Source organism: Zestomonas carbonaria, assembly GCF_904061905.1.
Lineage (GTDB): Bacteria > Pseudomonadota > Gammaproteobacteria > Pseudomonadales > Pseudomonadaceae > Aquipseudomonas > Aquipseudomonas carbonaria.
The window spans coordinates 101,272-124,600 of record NZ_CAJFCI010000016.1 but is presented as its reverse complement, the minus strand read 5'-3'; the positions used below and the strand labels follow the sequence as shown (position 1 = coordinate 124,600).

The window sequence follows — 23,329 nt, the reverse complement described above, 5'->3', positions numbered from 1 at the left end:
GGGGTGTCAGTCGGGTCGATGGTGGGGGCTCAGCCGCCGGTCATGTTCATGAAACGCACGACCTGGACCTCGTCGTTGACCTGGAAGTGATGGCTCCAGGGCTTGATCCGGATGGCTTCGACGATGGCCTTTTCCAGCCGCTCGGGATCGCCCGGATGGGCGCGCAGCACGGCTTTCAGGTCCGCCGAGTGCTCGTTGCCCAGGCACGGCAGCAGGCGTCCTTCGATGGTCAGGCGCACGCGGTTGCAACTGCCGCAGAAGTTGTGACTGTGGGGCGAGATGAAACCCAGGCGGATGTCCGGGGCTTCCGCCAGTCGCCAGTAGCGCGAGGGGCCCTGGGTGGACTCGGCCGACTCCATCAGCGTGTAGCGCTCGGCGATGCGTGCGCGTACCTCGTCGCTGGAGCAGAACGATTCGCCACGGCGGTGCTCGCTGATCGCGCCCAGGGGCATTTCCTCGATGAAGGAGATGTCCAGTTGGCGGTCGATGGCGAAGCGCACCAGGTCGTTGACCTCGGTATCGTTGCGTCCCTTGAGCACCACGCAGTTGAGCTTGGTGTGGCGGAAGCCCGCGGCGTGCGCCGCGTCGATGCCGGCGATGACGGTGGCCAGGTCGCCCGTGCGGGTCAGTTGGCGAAAGCGTTGTGGGTCCAGGCTGTCGAGGCTGATGTTGAGCCGCGACAGCCCGGCGTCGAACAGCGGGCCGGCCAGGCGGACGAGCTGCGAGCCATTGCTGGTCATGCACAGCTCGCGCAGGCCGGGCAGGGCGGCGATGCGCCGGCACAGGTCGACGATGCCGCTGCGCACCAGCGGCTCGCCACCGGTCAGGCGGATCTTGCGGGTGCCCAGGGCGACGAAACGCTCGGCCAGCAGATAGAGCTCGTCCAGGCTGAGGATGCGCTGCCGGGGCAGGAACTGCATCGTTTCGGCCATGCAGTAGACGCAGCGGAAGTCGCAACGGTCGGTCACCGACATCCGCAGGTAATCGACCTTCCGGTCGAAGCCGTCCACCAGGATCTTGTCCGCCATGAGTGCCTCGTCATTTCCGATGGGCAGGTGCGTTTGCGCACCGTGCCTGGAGAAAAACTAAGCGGCGGCGGGCAGCGCGTCCAATCGCTATTTGCGACCGGGTGATCGATGGTATCTATCGTGGCCTGCGGATATCGAGGCTCAGGCCAAGCCATTTCCGTTGCTGGTCCGCAGGGTGATAGATGACTTCGATCAAGTCGTCATTAATTGCGATTGGACGCCCTGGGCGAACGGCCATAGCCTGAATACGAACCCAGGTTTCCACGGCCGATTCGACACTCCCCGAATACGCCCCCACACGACGCCGACCCAGGTGGTTGTCCGCGACTTCGCTCGCGAACGGCCGCCACGGGCTTCTTCGGCCCGGAGAAAGGCGCGGGAGGAGGGCCGGCCGGGAAACCTGCACGACCTGGAACCGGGTCGCCCCTGCGTGCTGCGACAAGGAGAACCCCCATGAGCCTCGATGACCACATCAAGCCCTACAACGGCCCCGCCGCCGGCTGGGGCGCGCTGAAGAGCGTCACCAAGAACTGGCTGGGCAGCGAGAACGCGGTGAAGAACATCCGCGCCATGCTCAAGACCAACCAGGACAGCGGCTTCGACTGCCCCGGTTGCGCCTGGGGCGAGTCGCCCGAAAGCGGTTTGGTGAAGTTCTGCGAGAACGGCGCCAAGGCGGTGAACTGGGAGGCTACCGGCCGCAGCGTCGATCCGGCGTTCTTCGCCAAGTACAGCGTCAGCCAGTTGTGCGACCAGAGCGACTACTGGCTGGAGTACCAGGGCCGCCTGACCCACCCGATGCGCTATGACGCGGCCAGCGACCACTACGTGGAAACCACCTGGGACGAGGCGTTCGCCCTGGTCGCCCGGCACCTGAAGGGCCTCGAATCCCCCGACCAGGCGGAGTTCTACACCTCCGGCCGGGCCAGCAACGAGGCGGCCTACCTCTACCAGTTGTTCGTGCGCGCCTTCGGCACCAACAACTTCCCGGACTGCTCGAACATGTGCCACGAGGCCAGCGGCATCGCCATGTCCGAAACCCTCGGGGTCGGCAAGGGCACGGTGGTCTTCGATGACCTCGCCGAGGCCGACGCCATCTTCGTCATCGGCCAGAACCCCGGCACCAACCACCCGCGCATGCTCGAACCGCTGCGCGAAGCGGTGGAGCGGGGCGCCCAGGTGGTCTGCATCAATCCGCTGAAGGAGCGCGGCCTGGAGCGCTTCCAGCATCCGCAGCATCCCATCGAGATGCTTTCCAACGGCTCGGAGTCCACCAGCACCGCGTACTTCCGCCCGGCCCTCGGTGGCGACATGGCGATGTTCCGCGGCATGGTCAAATGCCTGCTGGAGTGGGAGCGGGAGGCCCAGGCCAAGGGCGAGCCGCCGGTGTTCGACCATGCCTTCATCGCCGAGCACACCAGCGGGCTGGACCAGTACCTCGCCGAGGTGGACGCCACGAACTGGGAGCACATCGTCGGGCAGTCCGGGCTGAGCCGGGCGGAGATCGAGCTGGCCGCGCGCATGTACCGCAAGGCCGAACGGGTGATCATGTGCTGGGCCATGGGCCTGACCCAGCACCGTCACTCGGTGCCGACCATCCAGGAAGTCATCAACCTGCAACTGCTGCGCGGCAACGTCGGCCGTCCGGGCGCCGGGCTGTCCCCGGTGCGCGGTCACAGCAACGTGCAGGGCGACCGCACCATGGGCATCGACGACCAGCCAGTTGTTCGCCCTGATCGGCACGCTGTTCATCCTGCCGATCATCCTGACCTACACCGTGTGGAGCTACTACGTGTTCCGCGGCAAGGTGCGTGTTGGGGATGGGTATCACTGAGGGCGATATTCAGGGCTCGTCCCGTCAGGATGAGCCTTTGTCCGCATGTCCGTTCGTGCAAGCGCTAGCGGGGCAGTGGCTCTTGACTGCCAGTTCCGGGACAGGGCATCACTTATTCGGTCGGGCCCTTGTCGTCACCCTTGATCCTGGCCTTTGTAGACGCCCGCAGATTAGTGGTTCTGCTGAGCTGTCCCGCGTACTTCCGTTGAGGGTTGGTGCCGCGAGCAGGCGTTTTGGAGACAGGTTTGTGCTGCCCGAGCGGCGGCGTGTAAGTGGTTCTGGCCGCCGTGGTCAGTCCCAGGCGCAACCCGAATTTCCTGAGGATGGCTTCGATGGTGCTGATGGTCGGATTACCCTTGTCCTTCTCGATCTGGTACAGGCTCTTGGTCGACATGTTGCACATGGCGGCGAAGGTGTCCTGGTCGAATCCGGTTACCTCGAGCCGTAGCCTGCGAATAGAGGTTCCCAGGGTTTCGTTGCCCATCTCGTGCTGCATCAAGATGTCGTCAATGAGCTTCTTGCGCTGTTCGTTGGTGATCGCTTTCATCGAAGCCTCCATTCAACCAAGCGCCTGTCCAGATTGTTCAGTGGGATGGACTGGGCGCGCCTCACTTCCTCTGGAAGATCGACCAGCAGATCCGGCAAGGCCCGGAACGTCTCTGCTGCCCCGAGCAGACGCTCGAAGAGCACGTCAGGGCTGACCAGGTCCTGGAAGGCCCCGCAGATCGTTCGCCAGTCCGGACTTCCCATATGCTCGGACGCCCACTTGGTTGCTCGAGTGACCCCTTGCGGATCGAGCACCATCGGAGCGAGGTCGTAGATCGGCGCCAGCTCGAATCTGCCCCGATACCGGAAAATGGCCATGTTGCGCCCATGGTTGTCGGAGTTCCCGAGGATACGGTTAAGCAGGTCGCGCCGCAGGTACTCGAAAACCAGTTCCTCGAGCTCTCCGTCCTGCCCATTCGTACGCCACAGGTAGATCAGGCGGCCGAGCACGTCCTCATGATTCATCTTCGAACCAGGTTGGGTATTCCCACACACCGAATAGGTCGACTCGACCGGGATCCTTTCCACCACGCCGTCGTCGACTCGCCGGTCAAAGCGTGGCATCCACAGGCTCGGCTTATCGGCTTCTTCAAGCACAAGTCCATCCGTGGATATAGTGTTCAAGCCGAGCTGAGAGATCGCTTTGTAGTAGTGGTACTCGGCCCGCAGGATATTTTTGTCGCGCTCGGTAACCTGGTTGCGAGCGAACTTCACCAGCCAATGGCGGCGCGCAAGCTCGTCAGGAAGCATGGCGTCGGCATAAAGAGCCCCATCCTCCCCCTCGACCATGATCAGCTTCGGAGCCTCTCCCTGAGCGCCCGTCGCTCCGCCCAGCGCAGCGCCAGATTCATAAGCGTACTCGAGGAAGTCGTTCGTTCTGTCTACAACCTCCTGGCGAGGGAAGGCCTCCATACGCGTCTGATCGATATGCTCGAAAGACTCCTTCACGCGTAAGTGCCCGATGGGAGAGGGCGTGCAGCGGCCCAGAAGGAAAAAGTCCATGTCCATCCCATCGGGCTTTTCGCCGCCGAACCGGTTCTGCAGCGACTTCCGGGCGGCGCCAGCCGGAATGATGTCGTAGACGAATGGGGGATACCCTTGGCTATCGACATGGTTCCAGTTCAACGGAAGGTTCACGCTGATGGCCGGCTCGAACAGCGTCTCCAGCTTGTCGAGGAAGTCGACCAGGTACTTCTGCTCGTAAGACACGCTGCACTGCGACTCCTCGACCTTCTGTAGATTCGACACAGAAAGCACCATTGCATCGTGCCATTGGCCTTCAACATAAGTCTGGATCGTGAGATGTCCTGGCATGGTGTGCGCAAGCTAGTCGGAATTATGGTGCCGGATATTGTGGCCTACCTGTTCGTTTCCAGCAATATGATGCCGGTTGTTGCGGCAATAGAGCATGGTTTCGGTACTATGATGCTGGTTTATCTGCTCTACGGACGTGATTGGGCAGGACGTAATCGACCCGCGGCGGATGCCGGAGAGAAGAATGAACTCTTCCCCGAAACACTTCCTCCGACGCTACCGCGAGAAGCGCTTGCGGTAATCCCGGGGCGAGATCGCCAGATGGCGCTGGAAGGTCGCGCGCATCCGCTCTTCGTCGCCGAAGCCGCACTCCTGGGCGATCTGGGTGATATTGCGTTCCGAGTCTTCCAGTAGCCGGCGCGCCGCCTCCAGGCGGAAGATCTCCACCGCCTTGGCCGGTGAGCGGCCGGTCTTCTGCTTGTACAGTCGGGAGAAATTCCGTGGACTCATGTGGCACTGCTCGGCCAGGGCTTCCACCCCGAGGTTCGGGCGGCCGAGGTTGTCGGCGAGCCAGCGGTGCAGATCGTCGAAGACCGCCGCATCCCTGCTCTGGGCCTGCAACAGTTCGCTGAACTGCGCCTGTCCGCCCGAGCGCTTGAGGAACACCACCAGTTCCCGTGCCACCTGCATCGCCACCTCGCGGCCGCAGTCGGCTTCCACCAGCGCAAGGGCCAGGTCGATCCCCGCGCTGACGCCGGCGGAGGTCCAGACGTTGTCCTGCTGGACGAAGATCGAATCGTTATCCACTTCGATGGAGGGGAAGCGCGCACCCAGCCGGTTGCACATGGCCCAATGGGTCGCTGCGCGCTTGCCCTCCAGCAGCCCGGCCTCGGCCAGCAGGAACGTGCCGCTGCACACCGACGCGGTGCGTCGCACCCGCCTGGAGTTGTCGGCGATCCAGCGGATCAGTTCGCCCGACTCTTCCACCACCTGCTCGATCTCCGGTGAGCCCGGCACGATCAGCGTGTCGACGGTCTCCATGGCGAAGCCGACCAGTGGCTGGGTCTCCACCGTCAGGCCTTCCGCCGTCTGTACGGAGCCGCCCGAGAGGCTGCCCGTCAAGCGTTCATAGCCCGGCAGGTTGCGCTCGCGCATGGCCTTGGTGGCGGCCCAGAACACTGTCTGCGCGCCGGTCAGGTCCAGCAGGCCCACCTGTGGGTAAGCGACGAACAGAATGGTGCGCGGCGTGGCTGGCATGAATTCAGGGGTATCTGTCATTTGTGGAAAACTCTTCCGGTCCTAGCATGGTTTCGTCAAGCGAAGTGGGCGTATGCCGGGAGCCATCATGAAACGCAACATATTGATCATAGGGTCTGGGTTCGCCGGGCTGTGGAGCGCATTGAGCGCCGTGCGTCTGCTCGACCAGCATGGCCGCAGCGACGTGCGCGTGACGCTGCTCGCGCCCCAGGCCGAACTGCGTATCCGTCCGCGCTTCTATGAACCCGACGTGCACAGTATGCGCGCTCCGCTGCTGGACTTGTTCGCCGCCACCGGCGTCGATTTCGTCCAGGGGCTGGCGCTGAACATCGATACCGAGGGGCGCAAGGTCACCTACCGTACTGCCGAGGGCGACGAAGCCACGCTGGACTACGACCGCCTGATTCTCGCCTCGGGCAGCCAGTTGTCCCGCCCGCCGGTGCCGGGCCTCGCCGAGCATGCCTTCGACGTCGACCAGATCGAACAGGCCGCGCGTCTCGAACAGCACCTGATCGCCTTGGCCGGCCAACCGGAATCCGCCGCCCGCAATACCGTGGTGGTCGCCGGCGGCGGCTTCACCGGCATAGAGACCGCCACCGAGCTGCCCGCGCGCCTGCGCGCCATCCTGGGTGAGGATGCCGATATCCGGGTCATCGTCGTCGACCGCGGGGCGCAGGTCGGCGCGGCACTGGGCGACGGCATTCGCCCCGCGATCCTCGAAGCCTCCCGCGAACTGGGCATCGAATGGCGGCTGGGGCGCTCGGTCGCCGCGGTGGACGCCCAGGGCGTGGTGCTCGACGACGGCCAGCGCATCGATGCCGGCACGGTGATCTGGACCGTCGGCTTCCGCGCCAGCGGCCTCACCGAGCAGATCCCTGCCCCGCGCGACGCCTCGGGCCGCTTGCAGGTGGACAGCTACCTGAAGGTCGAGGGCCTGGCCGATGTCTATGCCGCCGGCGATACCGCCCGCGCCGCCACCGACGAGCTGGGCAACTTCAGCGTCATGTCCTGCCAGCACGCCATCCCGCTGGGCCGCCACGCCGGCAACAACGCCGCCGCCGACCTGATCGGCGTGGCGCCACGGGTCTACAGCCAGCCCAAGTACGTGACCTGCCTCGACCTGGGCGCCTGGGGCGCGGTGTACACCGAAGGCTGGGACCGCCAGCAGAAACTGGTCGGCGCCGAAGCCAAGACGCTGAAAACGCAGATCAACACCCTGTGGATCTACCCACCGGCAGCGGACCGCGCCGCCGCCCTGGCGGCCGCCGATCCGTCGATCCCGGTGGCGTGAGGCGATAGCCGATACGTGCTGACGGGCCGGGTAGTCCTGGCCGTCGGCACGTATTTCTCCTCTCGCTCGGTGGTTGCAGTAGCGCGCACCGAGCGACGAACCGATTCGATCAAGCCACTCCTCGACGGCGACGTTGCCACTCGTCGGCGACGTCCCCCATGTTCTTGGGGGCTCCATTGCGTATCCAGGCCATGAATGCCCTGTCGAACTTGAAGTCCGCTCCGCACTGCTCGATCAGGAACCGCCGGACGTTCTGCGTATTCCTGTAGCCATCGCAGACATCGGTGCTCCGTGTGATCGGGTCGCTGTGCCAGTCAAAGGCCATTTGCGCTTCCTCATCGGGATGGTCATGAAGGAGCTGAGTTATAGCGCGTTTCCGGGCGAACGGAGCCACTTCGGTGCCGATCCTGGCCGAAAGGTGCGTGGCTATCGAGCCTCGGCGTTGTCTGCCAGATAGAGAGGCTGGCCCATGACTCGTCCGATGGCTGTCGACCCGGTACACGAACCGAGGCGGGGCTGCGGCAGGTCCGCTTCTGGCTGCGCGCGAAAGCTAGCCGCCATCGGGATTGGGCGTGAGCTTTTCCAGTTGTGGACATGCCCACTCGACGAACGCCCTCACGCGCGGCGAGAGCTGCAGGGCGTGCGGATAGACCAGTTGGATCGGCAGATCCATGGGTTCGAAATCCCTGAGAATCCTGACCAGGCGACCGTCGGCCAGTTCATCCGCCACCTGATAATGCATCAAGCGGGTAATGCCCAAGCCCTGCACGCAGGCCAGGCTGGCGGCGCGAACCTGATTGCACACCAGCCTCGGCGCGATGGCTTCGACCTGTTCTTTTCCCGCGTGCCGGTAGTGCCAGTGCCGGCCTTGCGAGGCCTGGGTGATGCAGGCGTGCTCCTGCAGCGCTTCCGGCGTATCGATGGCGGGGGCGCTGTGCAGGTAGTCCGGGCTTGCGCAGGTTACCAGCCGGGTCGCGCCGATCTTCCGCGCCACCATGGCCGAGTCGGGCAGATGGCCGATGCGCAGTGCAAGGTCGAGGCGTTCATCGAGCAGGGGGACGATCTGGTCGTTGAGGTTCAGCTCGACCGCCATTTCCCCATGCTCCTTGAGGAAAGCGTTCACGATCGGCGCGACGTAGCGTTGCCCGAACTCGACGGGCGCCGTCACCCGCAGCAGGCCCCGGGCGATGCCATCGCGCCCCTCCAGGCGCCGTTCCATGTCATCGAAGTCGGCGAGCATGCGCCGGCTCCAGGCCAGGTACTCCTCGCCCTCGTCGGTCAGGGCCATGCGCCGGGTACTGCGGTTCAGCAGCCGAACCCCCAGGTAGCGCTCCAGGGCCGCCAGCGAGCGCACCAGCGATGCGACGGACTGGCCCGTCGCATCCGCCGCCGAGCTCAGGCTGCCGCAGTCTACGATCCGAACGAAATTGGCCATCGCCTTGAGCCTGTCCATTGCCATCCTTCGATCTGTGCGATTGCTGCATAGGTGTTGTCAGGTTCGCGGCATAGGTGCAACGCCCGCGCCGGTGGAAACTCCAGGGACAGATGCCAGCCGGAGTTCCAAGCACATGAACCAACGACCAAGCCCTGCCCGAATCATTGCATACGATCACATCGGAATCCGTGTCAGCGACAAAGACCGGGCGATGTCTTTTTACCAGGCGCTCGGCTTCGTGGAGAGCGCGAGTTTTCCGCTGTTCGAGGCCAACGAGATGCTCAGCCCGGACGGTGTGCGCATCAACCTGATCTTCAACGGCGCCCGGGTGCCCGACGCCCACAACGTCCTGCTGGATGCGCCGGTGAAGCTTCCCGGCGTCACGCACCCGGCCTTCATCGTCGATGATCTTCATGCGCTCGAGGCCTGGCTGGACGAGCAGGGGATCGTCGTCACGGAGGGGCCGCACCACATCGGTCCGAGGCGAATCGCGCTTTTCATCCGCGACCCCGATGGCAATGTCCTCGAATTCAATCAGCTCATCAATGGAGATGCGCAATGAAACTGTACGATCTGGAAGCGTCCGGAAACTGCTACAAAGTGAGGCTCTTCGCCTCCCTGGCCAACATCGAACTCGACATAGAGCCGGTGGATTTCCTGGGCGGGGCGCACAAGCAGCCACCGCTTGCAGACCTGAATCCCCTGGGGCAGCTACCGATTCTAGAGGACGGATCGCACGTCGTCCGGGACTCGCAGGCCATCCTCGTCTACCTGGCCGGCGTATACGGTGGCCTGGCGTGGTGGCCGGCTCATCCCCGGGGCCAGGCCGAGATCGTCCAGTGGCTCTCGTTCGCCGCCAACGAGGTCCAGCACAGTCTGTGTGCCGCCCGGCTGGTGCAGAAGTTCGGGTACCCATTGGACCAGTCGGTGGCACTGGCGAGCTCGCCAGCGGTTCTCGCGCTGCTCGACAAGCACCTGGAGCGCCATGACTGGCTGGCGATCGGAAGGCCCTCGATCGCCGATTGCGCGGTCTACCCCTACGTTGCGCTGGCCCCGGAAGGTGGTGTGGATCTCGGCCCGTACAGCCACATCGCTCGTTGGATGACGCGGCTGGAGGCGCTGCCCGGTTATTTGCCCAAGCCTTGACCGGAGCCGCGGCTGGCCAGGGCGCGATCTATCCAACGGGAATACCTCTGATGGCTGATTCAGCCCGAGGGTCGTCGCCCGCAGATGCCCGGTATCAGGAGATTAAACCCAGCGTCAGTCCCTTCAAGGTGGCAGCCGCTCGGGTGGAGCAACCTAGCTTACGGAAAATGCTTTCCACGTGGGTGCGGACAGTGCTCGGGCTGATATCCAGACGATGCGCCACCTGCTTGTTGCTGGCGCCATGGCTGATTTCCTGGAGAATGCGACACTCTCGCGGGGTGAGCAAAGTACTCTTCGGCTGAGGGAGCCTGCGTTCGCCACGTGCGGCAGCGATCACCGCTTCGCAGATTTCGCCGTCGAATAGTCCGCGGCTGGCTTCCTGTTTGAGCAGTCTCGCCGCCTCCGATTCGGTATAGGCTGGCCGCCAGGGCCTGGCTCCTCTCAACGCAACCCAGGCTACGGCGGTGGCGAGCAACCGATGCTCTGAGCACAAGGAGCCTCCAGGCGCGCCTCGATAGTAACCACTACCGTCGAGCCGTTCGTAAGCATGGGCGGCAATCTCTCCCGGTGCGGCCAGTTCACTGATTTGTCTTGATGCCTTCTGCGTCCAGTAGGGTACGAGGTGTATCCGCTCCGCTGCGCCGTATGGCAGCGGGCCTGCGGTATTCCAAAGGCTATTGGATACTGCTGCCCGCCCGAGACCATGAATCAGCGCGGCCTTTCCAATCTCGTTCATGGTTGTCTCAGGCAGCCCCCACAAGCGTGCCGACTCTACGGCGACATGCGCCACCTGCCTCGAATGACCAGCCAGCCAGGGCAACTTCAGATCGATCACATCCCCCACCAGTGTCAGCGACACTGGGCTTTCGGCTCTGGAGTCCGCTATCGCATCGGAAGTGGCCTCCAGATCCGCCAACCAGTCCCTGGCATTGCGCACGAGCATTGCTGCGAGGGATGCGGGATAGCGTCGATCGGACTGATCGCTGATCCAGCTCAGCGCCGCGTCCAAACCATGGGCTCGGCTGAGGATCTCCAGGTCACCGGCAAGCACCACCTGATAGGCCGCTTCCGGAATGTGCTCATGGGTCAGACCCAACGGTCGGCCGGTCCCGTCATAGGTTTCGAATACCCGACGCAGCGCTGACTCGACAGCCGCATCGAGCCCGAGCATTTTCGCAATTTCGCCAGACACCTCGCAGTGCACGACGGCGAGCGAAGTCGCCTGGTGCACCGCTTTCATATCTTCGGTTCCCAGCGTCTGGTCGAGCATCGCGCGGCGGCCATTGACGTCGTCACCCAGCAGATGGGCGAAACCTTCGGCGTTAGCGGTGCAGCCGGACCAACGCAGCAAGGCGACTTGCTCCGCCACCGCCAGGTGGTCGCCCTTGCCATGCCCGGCTTGCGCCAGCATCCGGGCCAACCTGGCAACGCGCCTGGAGTGCCCGAGTGGTTGCCCCATGCTCAGGTCACCGACCTGGGAGATGGCCCCGAGCGCTCCATTCAATGAGATGTCGCATCGCTGCGCGTTGTCCATGGCAAAAGAACCAGGGTCGGATAAATGACCGATACCCGCTGAGTAGGCCTGTCAGCAAAATCTGAGCTCCCGACATAGGAGTTCATCCAATGAAAACATTCAGATCGCAAATCGTCACCGTCGCCTTCGCCCTGGCAAGCACATTCATCGCGAGCGTCAGTCAGGCCGAAGATACAGTGCCTTCCGTGGTGATAGTACACGGGGCATTCGCCGACGGCTCCGACTGGGCCAAGGTAGTGCCGTTCCTTCAGGCCGAAGGGGTTGAGGTTACGGTGGTGCAGAACCCTCTCACCTCCCTTGCCGACGACGTCGCCGCTACGCAAAGAGCGTTGAATAACCAGCAGGGCCAGGTGGTTCTGGTCGGTCACTCCTGGGGTGGCACAGTGATCAGCGAGGCAGGCAACCACGAGAAAGTGAGCGCCCTGGTGTATGTCGCAGCCTTTGCCCCCGATGCCGGGCAGACCAGCGGCGAACAAGGCAGGGGCGCTCCCACTCCTCCGGGCCTGAGCCAGCTCATCACAGACGGCAGTGGTTTCATCTACTTGACGCCGGAAGGCATGGCCAAGGACTTCGCCCAGGACCTTCCGTCTGAACAGACAGCCGTCATGGCCGCGACGCAAGGCCCCATCAAGGCTTCGGCCTTCGATGACAGGACAACGGTCGCGGCGTGGAAGACCAAGCCTTCCCGGTACGTACTCGCCACCGACGATCGCATGATCCACCCCGAGGTGCAGCGGGCCACCGCGAAGCGTATCGGCGCCAAGTTGACCGAGCTGCGCACGAGCCATGTTCCACAGCAGTCGCAGCCTTCCGAGGTGGCCGAGGTGATTCTCGAGGCGGTACGCAGCGTCGGCGAGCAGTGATGGGTAAGCCTGGTCTGCTCACTGACATGGCCGGTTCCACTCTCTGCATCGATACGGATTTGCCCCATGAATCATCCTCTGTGTGATCGGAACTACGATTTCATCGTGTGTGGAGCAGGCACGGCGGGTTGCGTGGTCGCAGCCCGTCTTGCCGACCAGCAGGACGCCCGGGTCTTGCTGATCGAGGCAGGCAGTGACTGCACCGGCCCCGAGGTGGCTGATCCTGCGCAGTGGCCCTCGAACTTGGGCTCGGAGCGCGACTGGGCGTTCGTGGGGCAACCCAATCCCCACCTGAACGGCCGTCGCCTGTCCTTGAACATGGGCAAGGGACTCGGTGGCGGATCAAGCATCAATGTGATGGTTTGGGCACGCGGGCACCGATCGGACTGGGACCACTTCGCTGCCGAGTCCGGCGATCCCGCATGGGGCTACGATTCGGTGCTGGGCTACTACGGCCGGATCGAGAATTGGCAAGGCAGCCCCGATGCGGTGCGTCGTGGTTCGGGAGGACCTGTATACGTCGCGCAGCCAGCCATGCCCCAGCCGCTCGCCCGTGCAACGCTGGAGGCGGCCAGCCGGCTGGGCATCCCCAGATTCGACAGTCCCAATGGCGAGATGATGGAAGGCCCGGGCGGCGTCGCGATCACGGATCTGCGCATCAACCAGGGCAAGCGGGAGTCCGTGTATGACTCCTATATCGGGCCGCGCCTGCACTACCCGAACCTGACGATCCTGACCGGTGCATTGGTGGCCCGTGTACTGCTCAGGGGGACAAGGGCAATTGGCGTCGAGGTGGTTATCGAAGGCCAGCGGCAATGTTTCTACGCTGGAAACGAAGTCGTCCTGTCGCTGGGTGCCGTGAATACGCCGAAGGTACTCATGCAGTCAGGGATCGGACCGGAAGAAGAATTACGCGCCCACGGGATCGAACTGATCAATCATCTGCCTGGCGTGGGGCAGAATCATCAGGACCATGTGGCCTTCGGCTGTACCTGGGAGTATCTGCAACCTCAGCCAGTAGGTGGCGGTGGATGTGAAGCCACGTTGTACTGGAAAAGCGATGCCCGCCTGGACGCCCCTGACCTGCTGCAGTGCCAGCTTGAATTTCCGGTACCTTCACCGCCCGAGGTCGGCATTCAGCCGCCGGAGCATGGCTGGACGATGTTCGCAGGCCTGGCCAGGCCAATCAGTCGAGGGCGCTTGCGCCTCTCGGGCCCCGGTCCGTTGGACAACATGCTCATCGAGCCGAATTCGCTTGGCGCCCCTGAGGATATGGCCGCCGCGTTCGCTTCGATCGAGTTGTGCAGGGAGCTTGGCAACCACGGGGCCTTCGGCAGGCTTGTAAAGCGAGAGGTCGTTCCCGGGCAGCGGGAACGCCGCGCGATGGAGCAGTTCATCCGGAATTCGGCAGTGACCTACTGGCATCAGTCCTGCACCGCGAAAATGGGCCGGGATGCAAGGTCGGTGGTCGATCACCAGCTCAGGGTGTATGGCATCGAGAGGCTGCGGGTCGCGGATGCGTCGATCATGCCGCGGATTACCGTCGGCAATACGATGGCTCCATGTGTCGTCATCGGCGAGCGCGCCGCAGATCTCATTCTCACCGCCCATGGCTTCCCGGATTGAGTTCTTGGCCCGTACCAGATTGGCGCAGTGGTTGGTGCGGGCACCACTGCGGAACGCTTCATCGATGGAACGATATGAAATTTGGACTTGAACACATCGCGTTCGCCCTACTGGCCGCGCTGCTGAGCATATTCACCTTGGCTGCCGCGGCTGTGTACTGGGCGACGCCGACCATGATCGTCAGAAACAACTCGGGCGCCACCGTGCAGGTCACTGCGCGATGGGGCGATCATCACCGGGAGCTGGGGGATCTTCAGCCAGGAAGCAAGCGCACATTCAACGTCCGTGGCGAGTCCGCGATAAGGTTCATCGTGACTTATTCCGACGGTTCGCAGTTGGAAAGCTTGCCCATGTATTTCACGACGGCCATGACGGTGTCGGCTGTCATAAGCGGCCAGTCGGTGTCGGTCTCTGCCGAGCTCTGACGGCGCGAGCCCAGGCGGTTCCTGATCTTCGCTCGCTGTCGGCAGTCCCACGACCCTTCCGGCCTGCCCCTCTCTCTGGCGTGCTTATGACGAGGTGCCTGCAAATATCTTCTAGACGACTGGTCTAATTCATGGCTATCCTCCACGCCATGAAAGCCACTTACGACGATACTCGCCAGCACCTGCTCGATACCGGCCACCGGATGATGGTCGGCAAGGGCTTCACCTGCGTTGGCCTTAACGAGATCCTGCAGACGGCCGGCGTGCCGAAAGGCTCGTTCTACCACTACTTCAAGTCCAAGGAGCAGTACGGCCAGTCCTTGCTGGAGGATTACTTCCGGGGCTACCTGGCGGAGATGGACGAGCGTTTCGCCGCGCCGGGACAGAGCGCCCGCGAGCGGCTCATGGGGTACTGGCAGAAATGGCTGGACGTCTACTGCGAGCCCGGCGACGAGCAGAAGTGCCTGGTGGTCAAACTGAGCGCCGAGGTTGCCGACCTGTCCGAGGCCATGCGCATCACCCTGCGCGACGGGACCGAGCGGATCATCGAGCGCATCGCCGCCTGCATCGAGCAAGGGCAGCTTGACGGCTCCCTGCCGCAGGGCGACGCCCGCCAGATGGCCAGCGCGCTCTACCAGCTCTGGTTGGGAGCGAGCCTGCTGAGCAAGCTGCACCGCAACGGCCGGCCAATGGAAGAGGCGATGGCGACCACCCGGACCATGCTTGGCGCCTGACGACCGATATTCCTATACCCGCCTATCACCGGCGGGTATTTTTGAAGCTTTTCCTAGTCGACTGGTCTAATAAATTCGACGATGAAGTGGGCTTTGCAAGCGAAGGAGTGATTGCCCGGTTTCGAGTTCGACAATCCCACCCGTACTCGCTTGCTCGGCTACCAGCTTGGCCAGGAGGCCATCGCGCCATTGGTGGCGCAACTCGAGGCGCACGGCATGACGGTGCTGGATGAGCGCAAGCTCGTTCATCTGCATGTCAGTCGGCGGATTCTCCAAACCTTCCCTAGTCAGGAGCATGAAGATGTCCCAATCGAAGCAGATCAACCGGAGCATCGTATTGGCCTCGCGTCCCCATGGCGCGCCCACCGGGGCCAACTTCCGTATCGAGCAGGGCCCGGTTCCCGAGCCGGGCGCCGGGCAGGTGCTGCTGCGCACCGTCTACCTGTCCCTTGATCCCTACATGCGCGGTCGCATGAGCGATGCACCTTCCTATGCCCCGCCGGTGGAAGTGGGCGGGGTGATGGTCGGGGGCACCGTGAGCCGTGTGGTTGCCTCCAACCATCCGGACTACGCCGTGGGCGACTGGGTGCTGTCCGCCAACGGCTGGCAGGACTATGCGTTGTCCGATGGCCGTGGCCTGACCCGCCTGGGCGCGGCGCCCGAGCATCCGTCCTATTCCCTGGGGCTGCTCGGCATGCCGGGCTTCACCGCCTACATGGGCCTGCTGGACATCGGCCAGCCCAAGGCCGGGGAGACCCTGGTGGTGGCCGCCGCCACCGGGCCGGTCGGCGCCACCGTGGGACAGATCGGCAAACTCAAGGGCTGCCGCGTGGTCGGCGTGGCCGGCGGCGCGGAGAAATGCCGGCACGCGGTCGAGGTGCTGGGTTTCGATGCCTGCCTGGATCACCACGCGACGGACTTCGCCGAGCAACTGGCCAAGGCCTGTCCCGACGGCATCGACATCTACTACGAGAACGTCGGCGGCAAGGTCTTCGACGCCGTTTTCCCGCTGCTCAACACCTCGGCCCGCGTACCGGTCTGCGGAATCATCGCCCACTACAATGACACCGAGTTGCCGGCTGGCCCGGATCGTCTCCCGTTGCTCATGGGTACCGTGCTGCGCAAACGCATCAGGATCCAGGGCTTCATCATCTTCGACGACTACGGCCATCGCTACGACGAGTTCTACAAGGACATGTCGGCCTGGTTCGCGGAAGGCCGCATCAAGTACCGGGAAGAGGTGGTGGACGGACTCGAGAACGCGCCCCAGGCGTTCATCGGCCTGCTCGAGGGACACAACTTCGGGAAGCTGGTGATCCGTGTCGGCGCCGACGATTGACCCCAGGCAGACAGGAGTGAATTCATGAAGATCCTGATGGTACTGACCTCCCACGACCAGCTCGGCGATACCGGGAAGAAAACCGGCTTCTGGCTGGAAGAATTCGCCGCGCCTTACTACGTGTTCAAGGACGCCGGGGCGCGGATCACCCTGGCCTCGCCCAAGGGCGGGCAGCCACCGCTGGACCCGAAGAGTGACGACCCGGGCGCGCAGACCGCCGCCACCGAACGCTTCCGCAAGGACCCCGAGGCCCAGGCGGAGCTGGCCAACACGCTGACGCTGGCCAGCGTCGAGGCGGGCGACTATGACGCCGTGTTCTATCCGGGCGGTCATGGCCCATTGTGGGACCTGGCCGAGGATCCCCGGTCGATCGCCCTGGTCGAGGCCTTCTACGACAGCGGCAAGCCCGTGGCCGCGGTGTGCCACGCCCCGGCGGTGTTCCGCCATGCCAGGGCCGCCGGCGGTCGGCCGCTGGTCGAAGGCAAGCGGGTGACCGGCTTCAGCAATGCGGAGGAGGCTGCGGTGCAACTCACCGACGTGGTGCCCTTCCTGGTCGAGGACATGCTGGTCGCGAATGGCGGGCAGTATTCGAAAGCGGCCGACTGGCAGAGCCACGTGGTTGTCGACGGACACCTGGTGACAGGGCAGAACCCCGCCTCCTCGGACGGGACCGCCGAGGCGCTGCTCAAGCTGATCTGACGAGCCGGCCCCGCCGTTCTCCTCTCCTCAATCCCTGACCAGGCCGGGCGTGCTGGCCTGGCCGGGAACACGGTCGGGGTGGTCGCGCTCGCGGAAGCGCCGCAGGCCCTCGAGGGTTTCAGGGTGGTGGATGGAGCGGTTGAAGCATTCGGCTTCGATGCGCAGGCCTTCCGCCAGCGGCTGGCCGAAGCCCCGGATGGCGGCTTCCTTGTCCGTGCGCAAGGCTGGCTGGGGGAGGGTGCAGAGGTAGCGTGCCAGTTGCAGGGCACGCTCCAGGGATTGCCCTTTCGGGACCACTTCGTTGGCCAGGCCGATGTTCAGGGCTTCCGTGGCGGAGATGACGCGCCCGGTGAGGATCAATTCCATCGCCCGTCCCAGCCCCACGATGCGCGGCAGGCGCTGGCTGCCGCCGTCCGCCAGGCCGATGTTCCAGCGCCGGCAGGTCACGCCGAAGGAGGCGTGCTCCTCGGCGATCCGCATGTCGGCGAAGCAGGCCCATTCCAGGCCGCCGGCATAGGCCGCGCCGTTCACGGCGGCGATCACCGGCTTGTAGAGGTCGGTCCAGCGGCTGGGGCCGAGGATGCCCGGGCGCTCGCCCCGGTCGTGCGCGGCGATTTCTTCCGCTGTCGAGGGCACCAGGTCGAGGCCCGCTTCGAGGTCGCCGCCAGCGCAGAAAGCCTTGTCTCCGGCGCCGGTGATGATGGCCACGAGGGCCTGGTCGTCATCCTTGAAGCGCGTCCAGGCTTCGATCAGTTCCCGGTGCGTGGTGGGGCCGATGCAGTTGCGCTTTTCGGGGCGGTTGAAGCGGATGATGCGGACCTGGTCGTGTTCCTCGTAGGTGATTTCGGTGAATGCCATGCTCGGGTTCCTCTTGTTCTTGTTGTCGGGTGCGTGCTCATGATTGGGCCGCTTTCGGAGAATGCCTCAGAAGCCATTGCAGGATCTCATCCCAGAGCGGTTGGGCGTTCGCGCGGAAGTAGCCCATGTGCCCGATCGGTTCGTCACCGTGTCGAGGCTGAAGGTCCCGGGTGACCAGCGGCGCGTTGCGGTAACCCTTGGCGAAGGCGTCCCGCGAGCGGGGAGGGGCCCAGGGGTCATCCACCGATGTCGCGAAGACGCATGGCGTGCGCACCTCGGCATAGCGCTCGGACACATGCGCCATGTCGGGATCGTCGAAATAGTAGTGGGGGAAGGTGCACCAGCGCTTCCAGTCCCGGTAGACCCCCAGGGGCAGGTCGTCGCCCATGCCCAGCAGGCTCCAGGCCATGTAGCCCTTCCAGGACACGATCACCGGGAGGATGAAGGTCCAGAGCAGGCGTACCTTGATGGCTTCGGTCTTCGGCATCCAGCCACTCCAGCCAGCGCCGCTGCCCAGGCTGTAGCACGCGGCGATCCGGTCGTGGTTGGGCAGCAGGCCGAGCGCGTGGCCGCCGAACGAATGGCCGACCCAGTAGAGCGGCAGGCTCTCCTGGCCCAGCAGGTCCACGGCGGCGGCCAGGTCCTGGTAGGCCCAGTCCAGGTAGGACATGTGGAAGCCCTTCAACGTAGCCGGCCTGGACTCTCCGATCCCCCGGTAATCCAGCGTGAGGACGTTGAAGCCCCGCCGTGCGGCGTGCTCGGCGAAGCGGCGGTAGAAGAGCTGTCGAACGCCCGTTGCGCCGGCCATGATGAGATTACCCTTGATCTCTCCATGGGCCGCATAGCGGTAGGCGGATAGTTGGTACCCGTCGCGGGCGGTCAGGACGATGTTTTCCGCCCTGTTGTCCTGTTCGGTGTGGTTCGGTATCGATTTCATCGAGCGTCAACGGCCTCTGAACACGGGGGCGCGCTTCTGCATCATCGCCATCACTCCCTCGCGGACGTCTTCGCTGCGGATGATCGTGAAGAGCAGTTCATTGAGCTTCGACAGTGCGGCATCGTCGCCTTCATCGCGGGCCTGGAAGGCCGACTGCAGGGTGGCCTTGATCGCCAGTGGCGCCGCCTTGGCGATGCGTTCGGCGTATTCGAGGGCGCGAGCCAGCTCCTGGCCGGGTTCGACCACTTCGGTGAGCAGGCGCATGCGCAGCGCATCCTCCGCATCGAACTCCTCTCCGGTGAGCATGTAGCGCATGGCGTCGGTCCAGCCGGCGGCCTGGGTGAAGCGCACGGTGGAGCCGCCCGACGGCGGGATGCCGCGCAGCACTTCAAGGTGGGCGAAGCGCGCATTGCTGGCGGCGATGGCGATGTCGGCGTTCAGCACCAGCTCGATGCCGGCGGTCCAGCAGGTGCCTTGAACGGCAACCACCACGGGCTTGGTCCGGCGCGGCTTGGATACGCCCCAGGGGTCGATGCCTTCTTCGGGATACTTGAAGCCACCGGAGGCGAGCTTCGGGGTCAGTTCCATCAGGTCGAGGCCCGCGGTGAAGTGTTCTCCATGGGCGAACAGCACGGCGCAGCGCAGCTCGTCGTCGCGTTCGTACTCGCCGATGGCCAGGGAGAGGTCCGTCAGCATCGCGCTGTCGAAGGCATTGCGTTTGCCAGCCCTGTCCAGGCCGATCAGAAACAGATGACCACGTTGTTCGCGGGTGACGCGGCCCGGCCCGCTGTTGGCTTCACTCATTGACCTGTTCTCCTGGTTGCGGATGGTGGAATGGCAGTTCCACGGGGGCTTTTCAGTTACTTACCGATCATTCGGTTTGCAGAAACTAAACAAACATTCGGTAACCGTCAAATTGAGGCATATAGGCTTATGACATAGAATCAACGGCCTTGATCGAGAGCAGGAACTCCCCGTGCGCCCGTTGAAAATTTCCCGCGATGAGCTTCTCCAGCGCTGTGCCAGTACGTTCAAGCGCTTCGGCTATCACGGCACCACCATGGATGCGCTGTCCGAGGCGTGCGGGCTGACGAAGGCGTCCTTCTATCACCACTATCCGAACAAGGAATCGCTGCTCCGGGACGTCCTGGAATGGACGCACCAGCGTATCGGCCAGACGCTGTTCTCCATCGCGTTCGACGAAAGCCTTGCCCCCCGGGAGCGGCTCTCGAAGATGGGAAAGAAGGCCGGCAAGCTGTTCCAGGATGACGCCATCGGTTGCCTGATGGGGGTGGTCGCCGTCGACGCGACCTATGGAAAGAGCGAGCTCATGACGCCGATCCGCCATTTCCTCGATGACTGGGCGCGGGCGTTCACACACCTCTACCTCGGCAAGTTCGGAGAGGAGGAGGCACGTGAACTGGGACGCCAGTTGGTGGCGGATTTCGAGGGAGCCATCCTGCTTGCCCGCATCTATGGCGATTCCACCTACATCGATGCGGTTACCCAGCGTGCACTGAATCAGCTCAAGCCCTGAGCCGCTCCTGTGCTTGCGACCAGTATCCCGATGCCATGCCGGAGCCCGGTCCTCTCGGCCATGGCGGGCACTCGCTCCTACAAAAAGCGGCGCCGGAAGCACCCGGTCACGTTCAGTGGTCCTCCATCTGCTGGCGGGCGGCGATGATCGCCTCGTAGCGTCCGGCGACACCCAGCTTGGCGTAGATGTTCTTCAGGTTCCACTTGACCGTCTCCAGGCTCAGGTTGAGCGCCTGGGCGATTCGCTTGTTGGACATCGACTGTTCCAGCAGCCCGATGATTTCCTGTTCCCGCCTGGTGAGCAGGCCGCTGTCCGTCATGCCGGGCGACTGGGCGCTCGGCGCGGCGCCGGGGCTGGCCTGCAAGGGCGCGTTGGCCAGGCGCAGACGGAAACTCTCCAGCACGGCGTCGTCCTGGCAATCCAGGTGCAGCAGCAGTTCGCGCAGCGGTTTCCCTTCATCCAGCAAGGTGCGTATCAGTCCCTTGCGGCAGGCCAGGTCGAGGAGTTCGCGCAGCAGGCGCATGGCTTCGTCCCGTCGGCCGAGCGCGTCCAGGGCCAGGGCACGCAGCATCGCCACCTGTGCCTGCCACTGGCCGCGCAGGTAGCGGTCGGCAATCGCCTGGACGCTATCGACCAGTCGTAGCGCCAGTTCGGGCTCCTGTCGTGCCAGCGACAGGCGCGCCCGGGACAGCGTGGCGAGCACGACGATCTCGGCATCGGTGGGCGTCTGCTGGTTGCGATGCTCCTGTGCCAGCCCGTCGAGCGTCTTCTGCGGTCCCTCGGCCTGTCGCCAGTCGCCGCAGCCGAGCAGGATGCGCACCTGCTCGGTGAGCATGTTCGCCAGCCCTCGGGGGACACCAAGGGCGCGGAAGCCGGCGATCTTCCTCGCCAGGTATTTCAGCGCGCCTTGCGGACCGTCCTGCTGGCAGCGCAGGCGTGCGTAACAGAGCGCCGCACCAATCATGTAGGAGGGGGTGGAGAAGCGCAGCATGCCGAGGCGGTTGCCGATCGCGTCGCGCGCGTCGTCGAGGCGGTCGCTCTCGTAGAACACCGTGGCCATGACCACGGCGCTGTTGCAGGCGCTGACGGAGCCCGGCCCATGAATCCGCTCGGCGCGGCGCAACACCTCGCTGGCCAGCCTTCCGGCCTCCGGGATGTCGCCTTCGAGAAACGCCGCGTAGGCGCCCGTGGACTGGAACAGCAGCGCCGTCTCGTCGCTGCTGGCGTGCAGCGGGCTGGTCCGGGGCGCATTGAAGTATTGCCGGGCCTTGTCGTGCAGCCCCATGTACGCCAGGCATATGAGGTACATGGCGCTGCGGGCCTGTTCGTATGGCTGATGGGTGAACTGCCGGCCTTCCAGCGCGCCGAGCAGGGCGAAGCAGCGGGCCAGGTCGTCACGCTGCAAGGCGATCACGGCCTTGGTCAGGCTGATGTGCGGGGTCCAGGTCGTGCCGGTCTCGCTGGCCTCGAGCGTAGCGAGCCAGGTCTCCGCCTTGCCGGTCTGGACCAGCAGCAGGCAGGTCCAGGCGCCCGTGAGCAGGGCACTGGGATGCCGGGCCAGGCGCTCCATCGGCACGCTCTCCAGCCAGTCGAGGTACTGCTTGAGATGGCTGATGCTGTGGTACTCGCCCTGGGAGCGTTCCAGCAACCCGATGAGCACGTCCAGGTCTTCGCTGAGGATGGCCTGGTGCACCGCCTCGGTGATCCGTCCTGCCTCCTCGAACCATTGCGAGGCCCTGCGATGCAGGGCGGGGCGCTCGACGGCCAAGGCGTCCGAGCGGGTGAGGAATGCGCCGAACAGGGGATGCAGGCGGTACCACTGGGGCTCTTCCTGATCCGGCAGCACGAACAGGTTTCGCGTCCGGAGTTCCGCCAGCAGGTCGTCCGCGTCGGGCGAGCCTGTCACATGGGCCGCGATGGCCGCGTTGAAGCGCGGTAGTATCGCAATCTTCCGCAGGAAGCCGATCAGCGGCGCCGGCAGAGGGGCGAGCACTTCCTCGGCGAAATAGTCGCCCAGCCCCGACGGGTCGGGCAGCGACGGGCTGATCGCTTTCCTGTCCGGGTGGCCTTTCAGGGCGTTCGCCAGCATCTGCAGGCCAAGCGGCCAGCCGACAGTCAGGTCGTGGGCCGCGTGGGCGGTATCCGCTTCGAGGTCGTCGCCCAGGACGCTCTTGAGAAAGGCCAGCGACTCGCGGTGGCTGAAGCCCAGTTCGCCGCAGCCGATCTCGCACACGTCGCCCATGCCGCGCAGCCTGCCCAGCAGGAGCGACGGCTGGGTGCGCGACGCGAGGACCAGGTGCAGGTTGGTCGGGGCCCGGTCGATCAGCAACTGCAGCATCGTGGCGATGCGCGGCGCCACGGCGTGGTGGAAGTCGTCGACGATCAGGAACAGCCGTCCGCTGGCGCGGGCGATGGTGTTGATCAGTACCGACGCGAATGCGCGCGCGCCGTCTTCCCGGTCGTCCGCGAGCAGCGCCAGGAGCTCGTCCCCCAGAGGCAGGCCGGCCTGTCGCAGCGTACCGAGCAGATGGGCGCCGAACGCGGCGAGCGTGCCATCTTCCGGCGCCAGCGACAGCCAGGCCACGCTCGCCCCCTCGCGCACCAGGCCCTGGCGCCACTGCGCCAGCAGGGTGGTCTTGCCATAGCCGGCACCACCGGTCAGCAACACCAGGCGGCTGCCCTGCGCCCCGTTCAGGCGTTCGAGCAGGTGCTCGCGCGGCACGGCCTGGCTGGCGATGCGCGGTGGCGCGAACTTGGTGGTGATCAGCGGGGACGTCGGACTCATCGGTTGGCTCTTGTCGTTGTTCGATGAAGGGTGGGGTGGGGATTTCACCTCCACCCGGGTGGGGGCGGGCCAGGACCGGCCGGCTAACGTGCCCGGGCGTTTTTTACCAATAACTGCCCCGGCAGGAAGAGTTCAAGCGCTATCGACGAGCCGCCGCCCAGGCCTGTGCCGGGGGCATGGTTCGACAGCCCTCCAACAGAGCGA

General features: G+C 64.6%; 21 protein-coding genes and 2 pseudogenes. 12 read left to right on the top strand and 11 right to left on the bottom strand.

The genetic code is table 11. The features are described from left to right. Positions 1-29: 29 nt before the first annotated feature. Entirely contained in the window at positions 30-1,028 is a 999-nt protein-coding gene (gene moaA / locus PSEWESI4_RS02395) for a GTP 3',8-cyclase MoaA (RefSeq protein ID WP_187669576.1), read from the bottom strand. Between the two features lie 453 nt (positions 1,029-1,481). On the opposite strand from moaA, the pseudogene PSEWESI4_RS02390 reads away from it, so the two are divergent. Together PSEWESI4_RS02390 and PSEWESI4_RS02385 are read left to right on the top strand one after the other, a co-directional pair. Beyond that, positions 1,482-2,747 (top strand): annotated as a pseudogene (locus tag PSEWESI4_RS02390) (molybdopterin-dependent oxidoreductase); the annotation flags it as partial. Next, positions 2,740-2,859: pseudogene (locus PSEWESI4_RS02385) on the top strand (ubiquinol oxidase subunit II); the annotation flags it as partial. The pseudogenes PSEWESI4_RS02390 and PSEWESI4_RS02385, both read left to right, overlap by 8 nt. 112 nt (positions 2,860-2,971) lie before the next feature. Here PSEWESI4_RS02385 and PSEWESI4_RS02380 read toward each other — a convergent pair. The 3 genes from PSEWESI4_RS02380 to PSEWESI4_RS02370 all read right to left on the bottom strand — a co-directional run bounded on the left by PSEWESI4_RS02380 (position 2,972) and on the right by PSEWESI4_RS02370 (position 5,937). After that, positions 2,972-3,406, bottom strand: coding sequence for a helix-turn-helix domain-containing protein (locus PSEWESI4_RS02380; protein ID WP_235978865.1), 435 nt, complete (start codon positions 3,404-3,406; stop codon positions 2,972-2,974). Next, positions 3,403-4,719: a type II toxin-antitoxin system HipA family toxin gene (locus PSEWESI4_RS02375; RefSeq protein WP_187669574.1), complete on the bottom strand. Its 1,317-nt coding sequence runs from the start codon at positions 4,717-4,719 to the stop codon at positions 3,403-3,405. The genes PSEWESI4_RS02380 and PSEWESI4_RS02375 overlap by 4 nt, the downstream gene beginning before the upstream one ends. A gap of 216 nt (positions 4,720-4,935) precedes the next feature. Beyond that, positions 4,936-5,937, bottom strand: a complete 1,002-nt coding sequence (locus PSEWESI4_RS02370) for a GlxA family transcriptional regulator (RefSeq protein WP_187669573.1) — start codon at positions 5,935-5,937, stop codon at positions 4,936-4,938. Positions 5,938-6,004: 67 nt separating this feature from the next. On the opposite strand from PSEWESI4_RS02370, the gene PSEWESI4_RS02365 reads away from it, so the two are divergent. Then, positions 6,005-7,207: an NAD(P)/FAD-dependent oxidoreductase gene (locus PSEWESI4_RS02365; protein WP_187669572.1), complete on the top strand. Its 1,203-nt coding sequence runs from the start codon at positions 6,005-6,007 to the stop codon at positions 7,205-7,207. A gap of 109 nt (positions 7,208-7,316) precedes the next feature. Here PSEWESI4_RS02365 and PSEWESI4_RS02360 read toward each other — a convergent pair whose 3' ends face one another. After that, positions 7,317-7,532 carry a DUF6434 domain-containing protein gene (locus tag PSEWESI4_RS02360; RefSeq protein WP_187669571.1) on the bottom strand — a complete coding sequence of 72 codons (216 nt, stop codon included), beginning with the start codon at positions 7,530-7,532 and terminating at the stop codon, positions 7,317-7,319. 225 nt (positions 7,533-7,757) lie between these two features. Then, on the bottom strand, positions 7,758-8,660 hold the full coding sequence (locus PSEWESI4_RS02355) for a LysR family transcriptional regulator (RefSeq protein WP_187669570.1): 903 nt from the start codon (positions 8,658-8,660) through the stop codon (positions 7,758-7,760). 115 nt (positions 8,661-8,775) lie between these two features. Between PSEWESI4_RS02355 and PSEWESI4_RS02350 the strand changes: the two genes are divergently transcribed. Next, positions 8,776-9,204: a VOC family protein gene (locus PSEWESI4_RS02350; RefSeq protein ID WP_187669569.1), complete on the top strand. Its 429-nt coding sequence runs from the start codon at positions 8,776-8,778 to the stop codon at positions 9,202-9,204. Further along, on the top strand, positions 9,201-9,788 hold the full coding sequence (locus tag PSEWESI4_RS02345; RefSeq protein ID WP_187669568.1) for a glutathione S-transferase family protein: 588 nt from the start codon (positions 9,201-9,203) through the stop codon (positions 9,786-9,788). Before PSEWESI4_RS02350 ends, PSEWESI4_RS02345 begins: the two co-directional genes overlap by 4 nt. A gap of 94 nt (positions 9,789-9,882) precedes the next feature. Here PSEWESI4_RS02345 and PSEWESI4_RS02340 read toward each other — a convergent pair whose 3' ends face one another. Further along, positions 9,883-11,322 carry an HD domain-containing phosphohydrolase gene (locus tag PSEWESI4_RS02340; protein ID WP_187669567.1) on the bottom strand — a complete coding sequence of 480 codons (1,440 nt, stop codon included), beginning with the start codon at positions 11,320-11,322 and terminating at the stop codon, positions 9,883-9,885. An 89-nt stretch (positions 11,323-11,411) separates the two neighbouring features. Here PSEWESI4_RS02340 and PSEWESI4_RS02335 point away from each other — a divergent pair, with 89 nt between their 5' ends. The 6 genes from PSEWESI4_RS02335 (at position 11,412) to PSEWESI4_RS02310 (ending at position 17,008) form a co-directional block, all read left to right on the top strand. After that, positions 11,412-12,185, top strand: a complete 774-nt coding sequence (locus PSEWESI4_RS02335) for an alpha/beta hydrolase (RefSeq protein ID WP_187669566.1) — start codon at positions 11,412-11,414, stop codon at positions 12,183-12,185. A gap of 66 nt (positions 12,186-12,251) precedes the next feature. After that, positions 12,252-13,811 carry a GMC family oxidoreductase gene (locus PSEWESI4_RS02330; RefSeq protein WP_187669565.1) on the top strand — a complete coding sequence of 520 codons (1,560 nt, stop codon included), beginning with the start codon at positions 12,252-12,254 and terminating at the stop codon, positions 13,809-13,811. A 74-nt stretch (positions 13,812-13,885) separates the two neighbouring features. Continuing rightward, positions 13,886-14,236, top strand: coding sequence for a hypothetical protein (locus tag PSEWESI4_RS02325; protein WP_187669564.1), 351 nt, complete (start codon positions 13,886-13,888; stop codon positions 14,234-14,236). A 149-nt stretch (positions 14,237-14,385) separates the two neighbouring features. After that, positions 14,386-14,970, top strand: coding sequence for a TetR/AcrR family transcriptional regulator (locus PSEWESI4_RS02320; protein WP_187669618.1), 585 nt, complete (start codon positions 14,386-14,388; stop codon positions 14,968-14,970). A gap of 301 nt (positions 14,971-15,271) precedes the next feature. Further along, positions 15,272-16,309: an NADP-dependent oxidoreductase gene (locus PSEWESI4_RS02315; protein WP_187669563.1), complete on the top strand. Its 1,038-nt coding sequence runs from the start codon at positions 15,272-15,274 to the stop codon at positions 16,307-16,309. Positions 16,310-16,333: 24 nt separating this feature from the next. Next, complete coding sequence (locus PSEWESI4_RS02310) at positions 16,334-17,008, top strand: type 1 glutamine amidotransferase domain-containing protein (protein WP_187669562.1); 675 nt, start codon at positions 16,334-16,336, stop codon at positions 17,006-17,008. A 27-nt stretch (positions 17,009-17,035) separates the two neighbouring features. Here PSEWESI4_RS02310 and PSEWESI4_RS02305 read toward each other — a convergent pair whose 3' ends face one another. From PSEWESI4_RS02305 to PSEWESI4_RS02295, 3 genes are read right to left on the bottom strand one after another with little or no spacing between them, the layout of a single operon-like run. Next, positions 17,036-17,866, bottom strand: coding sequence for an enoyl-CoA hydratase/isomerase family protein (locus PSEWESI4_RS02305; protein ID WP_187669561.1), 831 nt, complete (start codon positions 17,864-17,866; stop codon positions 17,036-17,038). Positions 17,867-17,903: 37 nt separating this feature from the next. Next, positions 17,904-18,803, bottom strand: coding sequence for an alpha/beta hydrolase family protein (locus tag PSEWESI4_RS02300; RefSeq protein WP_187669560.1), 900 nt, complete (start codon positions 18,801-18,803; stop codon positions 17,904-17,906). Positions 18,804-18,809: 6 nt separating this feature from the next. Next, positions 18,810-19,607, bottom strand: a complete 798-nt coding sequence (locus tag PSEWESI4_RS02295) for a crotonase/enoyl-CoA hydratase family protein (RefSeq protein ID WP_187669559.1) — start codon at positions 19,605-19,607, stop codon at positions 18,810-18,812. A 172-nt stretch (positions 19,608-19,779) separates the two neighbouring features. On the opposite strand from PSEWESI4_RS02295, the gene PSEWESI4_RS02290 reads away from it, so the two are divergent. After that, positions 19,780-20,340, top strand: coding sequence for a TetR/AcrR family transcriptional regulator (locus tag PSEWESI4_RS02290; RefSeq protein WP_187669558.1), 561 nt, complete (start codon positions 19,780-19,782; stop codon positions 20,338-20,340). A 112-nt stretch (positions 20,341-20,452) separates the two neighbouring features. On the opposite strand, the gene PSEWESI4_RS02285 is transcribed toward PSEWESI4_RS02290, so the two are convergent. After that, on the bottom strand, positions 20,453-23,125 hold the full coding sequence (locus PSEWESI4_RS02285) for a LuxR C-terminal-related transcriptional regulator (protein WP_187669557.1): 2,673 nt from the start codon (positions 23,123-23,125) through the stop codon (positions 20,453-20,455). Between the last annotated feature and the right edge of the window lie 204 nt (positions 23,126-23,329).

Coding starts and splice junctions, on each gene's coding strand:
- PSEWESI4_RS02375 (WP_187669574.1), bottom strand. CDS start 4,719: ATGCCAGGACATCTCACGATCCAGACTTATGTTGAAGGCCAATGGCAC.
- PSEWESI4_RS02365 (WP_187669572.1), top strand. CDS start 6,005: ATGAAACGCAACATATTGATCATAGGGTCTGGGTTCGCCGGGCTGTGG.
- PSEWESI4_RS02335 (WP_187669566.1), top strand. CDS start 11,412: ATGAAAACATTCAGATCGCAAATCGTCACCGTCGCCTTCGCCCTGGCA.
- PSEWESI4_RS02305 (WP_187669561.1), bottom strand. CDS start 17,866: ATGGCATTCACCGAAATCACCTACGAGGAACACGACCAGGTCCGCATC.
- PSEWESI4_RS02345 (WP_187669568.1), top strand. CDS start 9,201: ATGAAACTGTACGATCTGGAAGCGTCCGGAAACTGCTACAAAGTGAGG.
- PSEWESI4_RS02320 (WP_187669618.1), top strand. CDS start 14,386: ATGAAAGCCACTTACGACGATACTCGCCAGCACCTGCTCGATACCGGC.
- PSEWESI4_RS02330 (WP_187669565.1), top strand. CDS start 12,252: ATGAATCATCCTCTGTGTGATCGGAACTACGATTTCATCGTGTGTGGA.
- PSEWESI4_RS02315 (WP_187669563.1), top strand. CDS start 15,272: ATGTCCCAATCGAAGCAGATCAACCGGAGCATCGTATTGGCCTCGCGT.
- PSEWESI4_RS02370 (WP_187669573.1), bottom strand. CDS start 5,937: ATGACAGATACCCCTGAATTCATGCCAGCCACGCCGCGCACCATTCTG.
- PSEWESI4_RS02360 (WP_187669571.1), bottom strand. CDS start 7,532: ATGGCCTTTGACTGGCACAGCGACCCGATCACACGGAGCACCGATGTC.
- PSEWESI4_RS02295 (WP_187669559.1), bottom strand. CDS start 19,607: ATGAGTGAAGCCAACAGCGGGCCGGGCCGCGTCACCCGCGAACAACGT.
- PSEWESI4_RS02310 (WP_187669562.1), top strand. CDS start 16,334: ATGAAGATCCTGATGGTACTGACCTCCCACGACCAGCTCGGCGATACC.
- moaA (WP_187669576.1), bottom strand. CDS start 1,028: ATGGCGGACAAGATCCTGGTGGACGGCTTCGACCGGAAGGTCGATTAC.
- PSEWESI4_RS02340 (WP_187669567.1), bottom strand. CDS start 11,322: ATGGACAACGCGCAGCGATGCGACATCTCATTGAATGGAGCGCTCGGG.
- PSEWESI4_RS02300 (WP_187669560.1), bottom strand. CDS start 18,803: ATGAAATCGATACCGAACCACACCGAACAGGACAACAGGGCGGAAAAC.
- PSEWESI4_RS02355 (WP_187669570.1), bottom strand. CDS start 8,660: ATGGACAGGCTCAAGGCGATGGCCAATTTCGTTCGGATCGTAGACTGC.
- PSEWESI4_RS02325 (WP_187669564.1), top strand. CDS start 13,886: ATGAAATTTGGACTTGAACACATCGCGTTCGCCCTACTGGCCGCGCTG.
- PSEWESI4_RS02380 (WP_235978865.1), bottom strand. CDS start 3,406: ATGAAAGCGATCACCAACGAACAGCGCAAGAAGCTCATTGACGACATC.
- PSEWESI4_RS02285 (WP_187669557.1), bottom strand. CDS start 23,125: ATGAGTCCGACGTCCCCGCTGATCACCACCAAGTTCGCGCCACCGCGC.
- PSEWESI4_RS02350 (WP_187669569.1), top strand. CDS start 8,776: ATGAACCAACGACCAAGCCCTGCCCGAATCATTGCATACGATCACATC.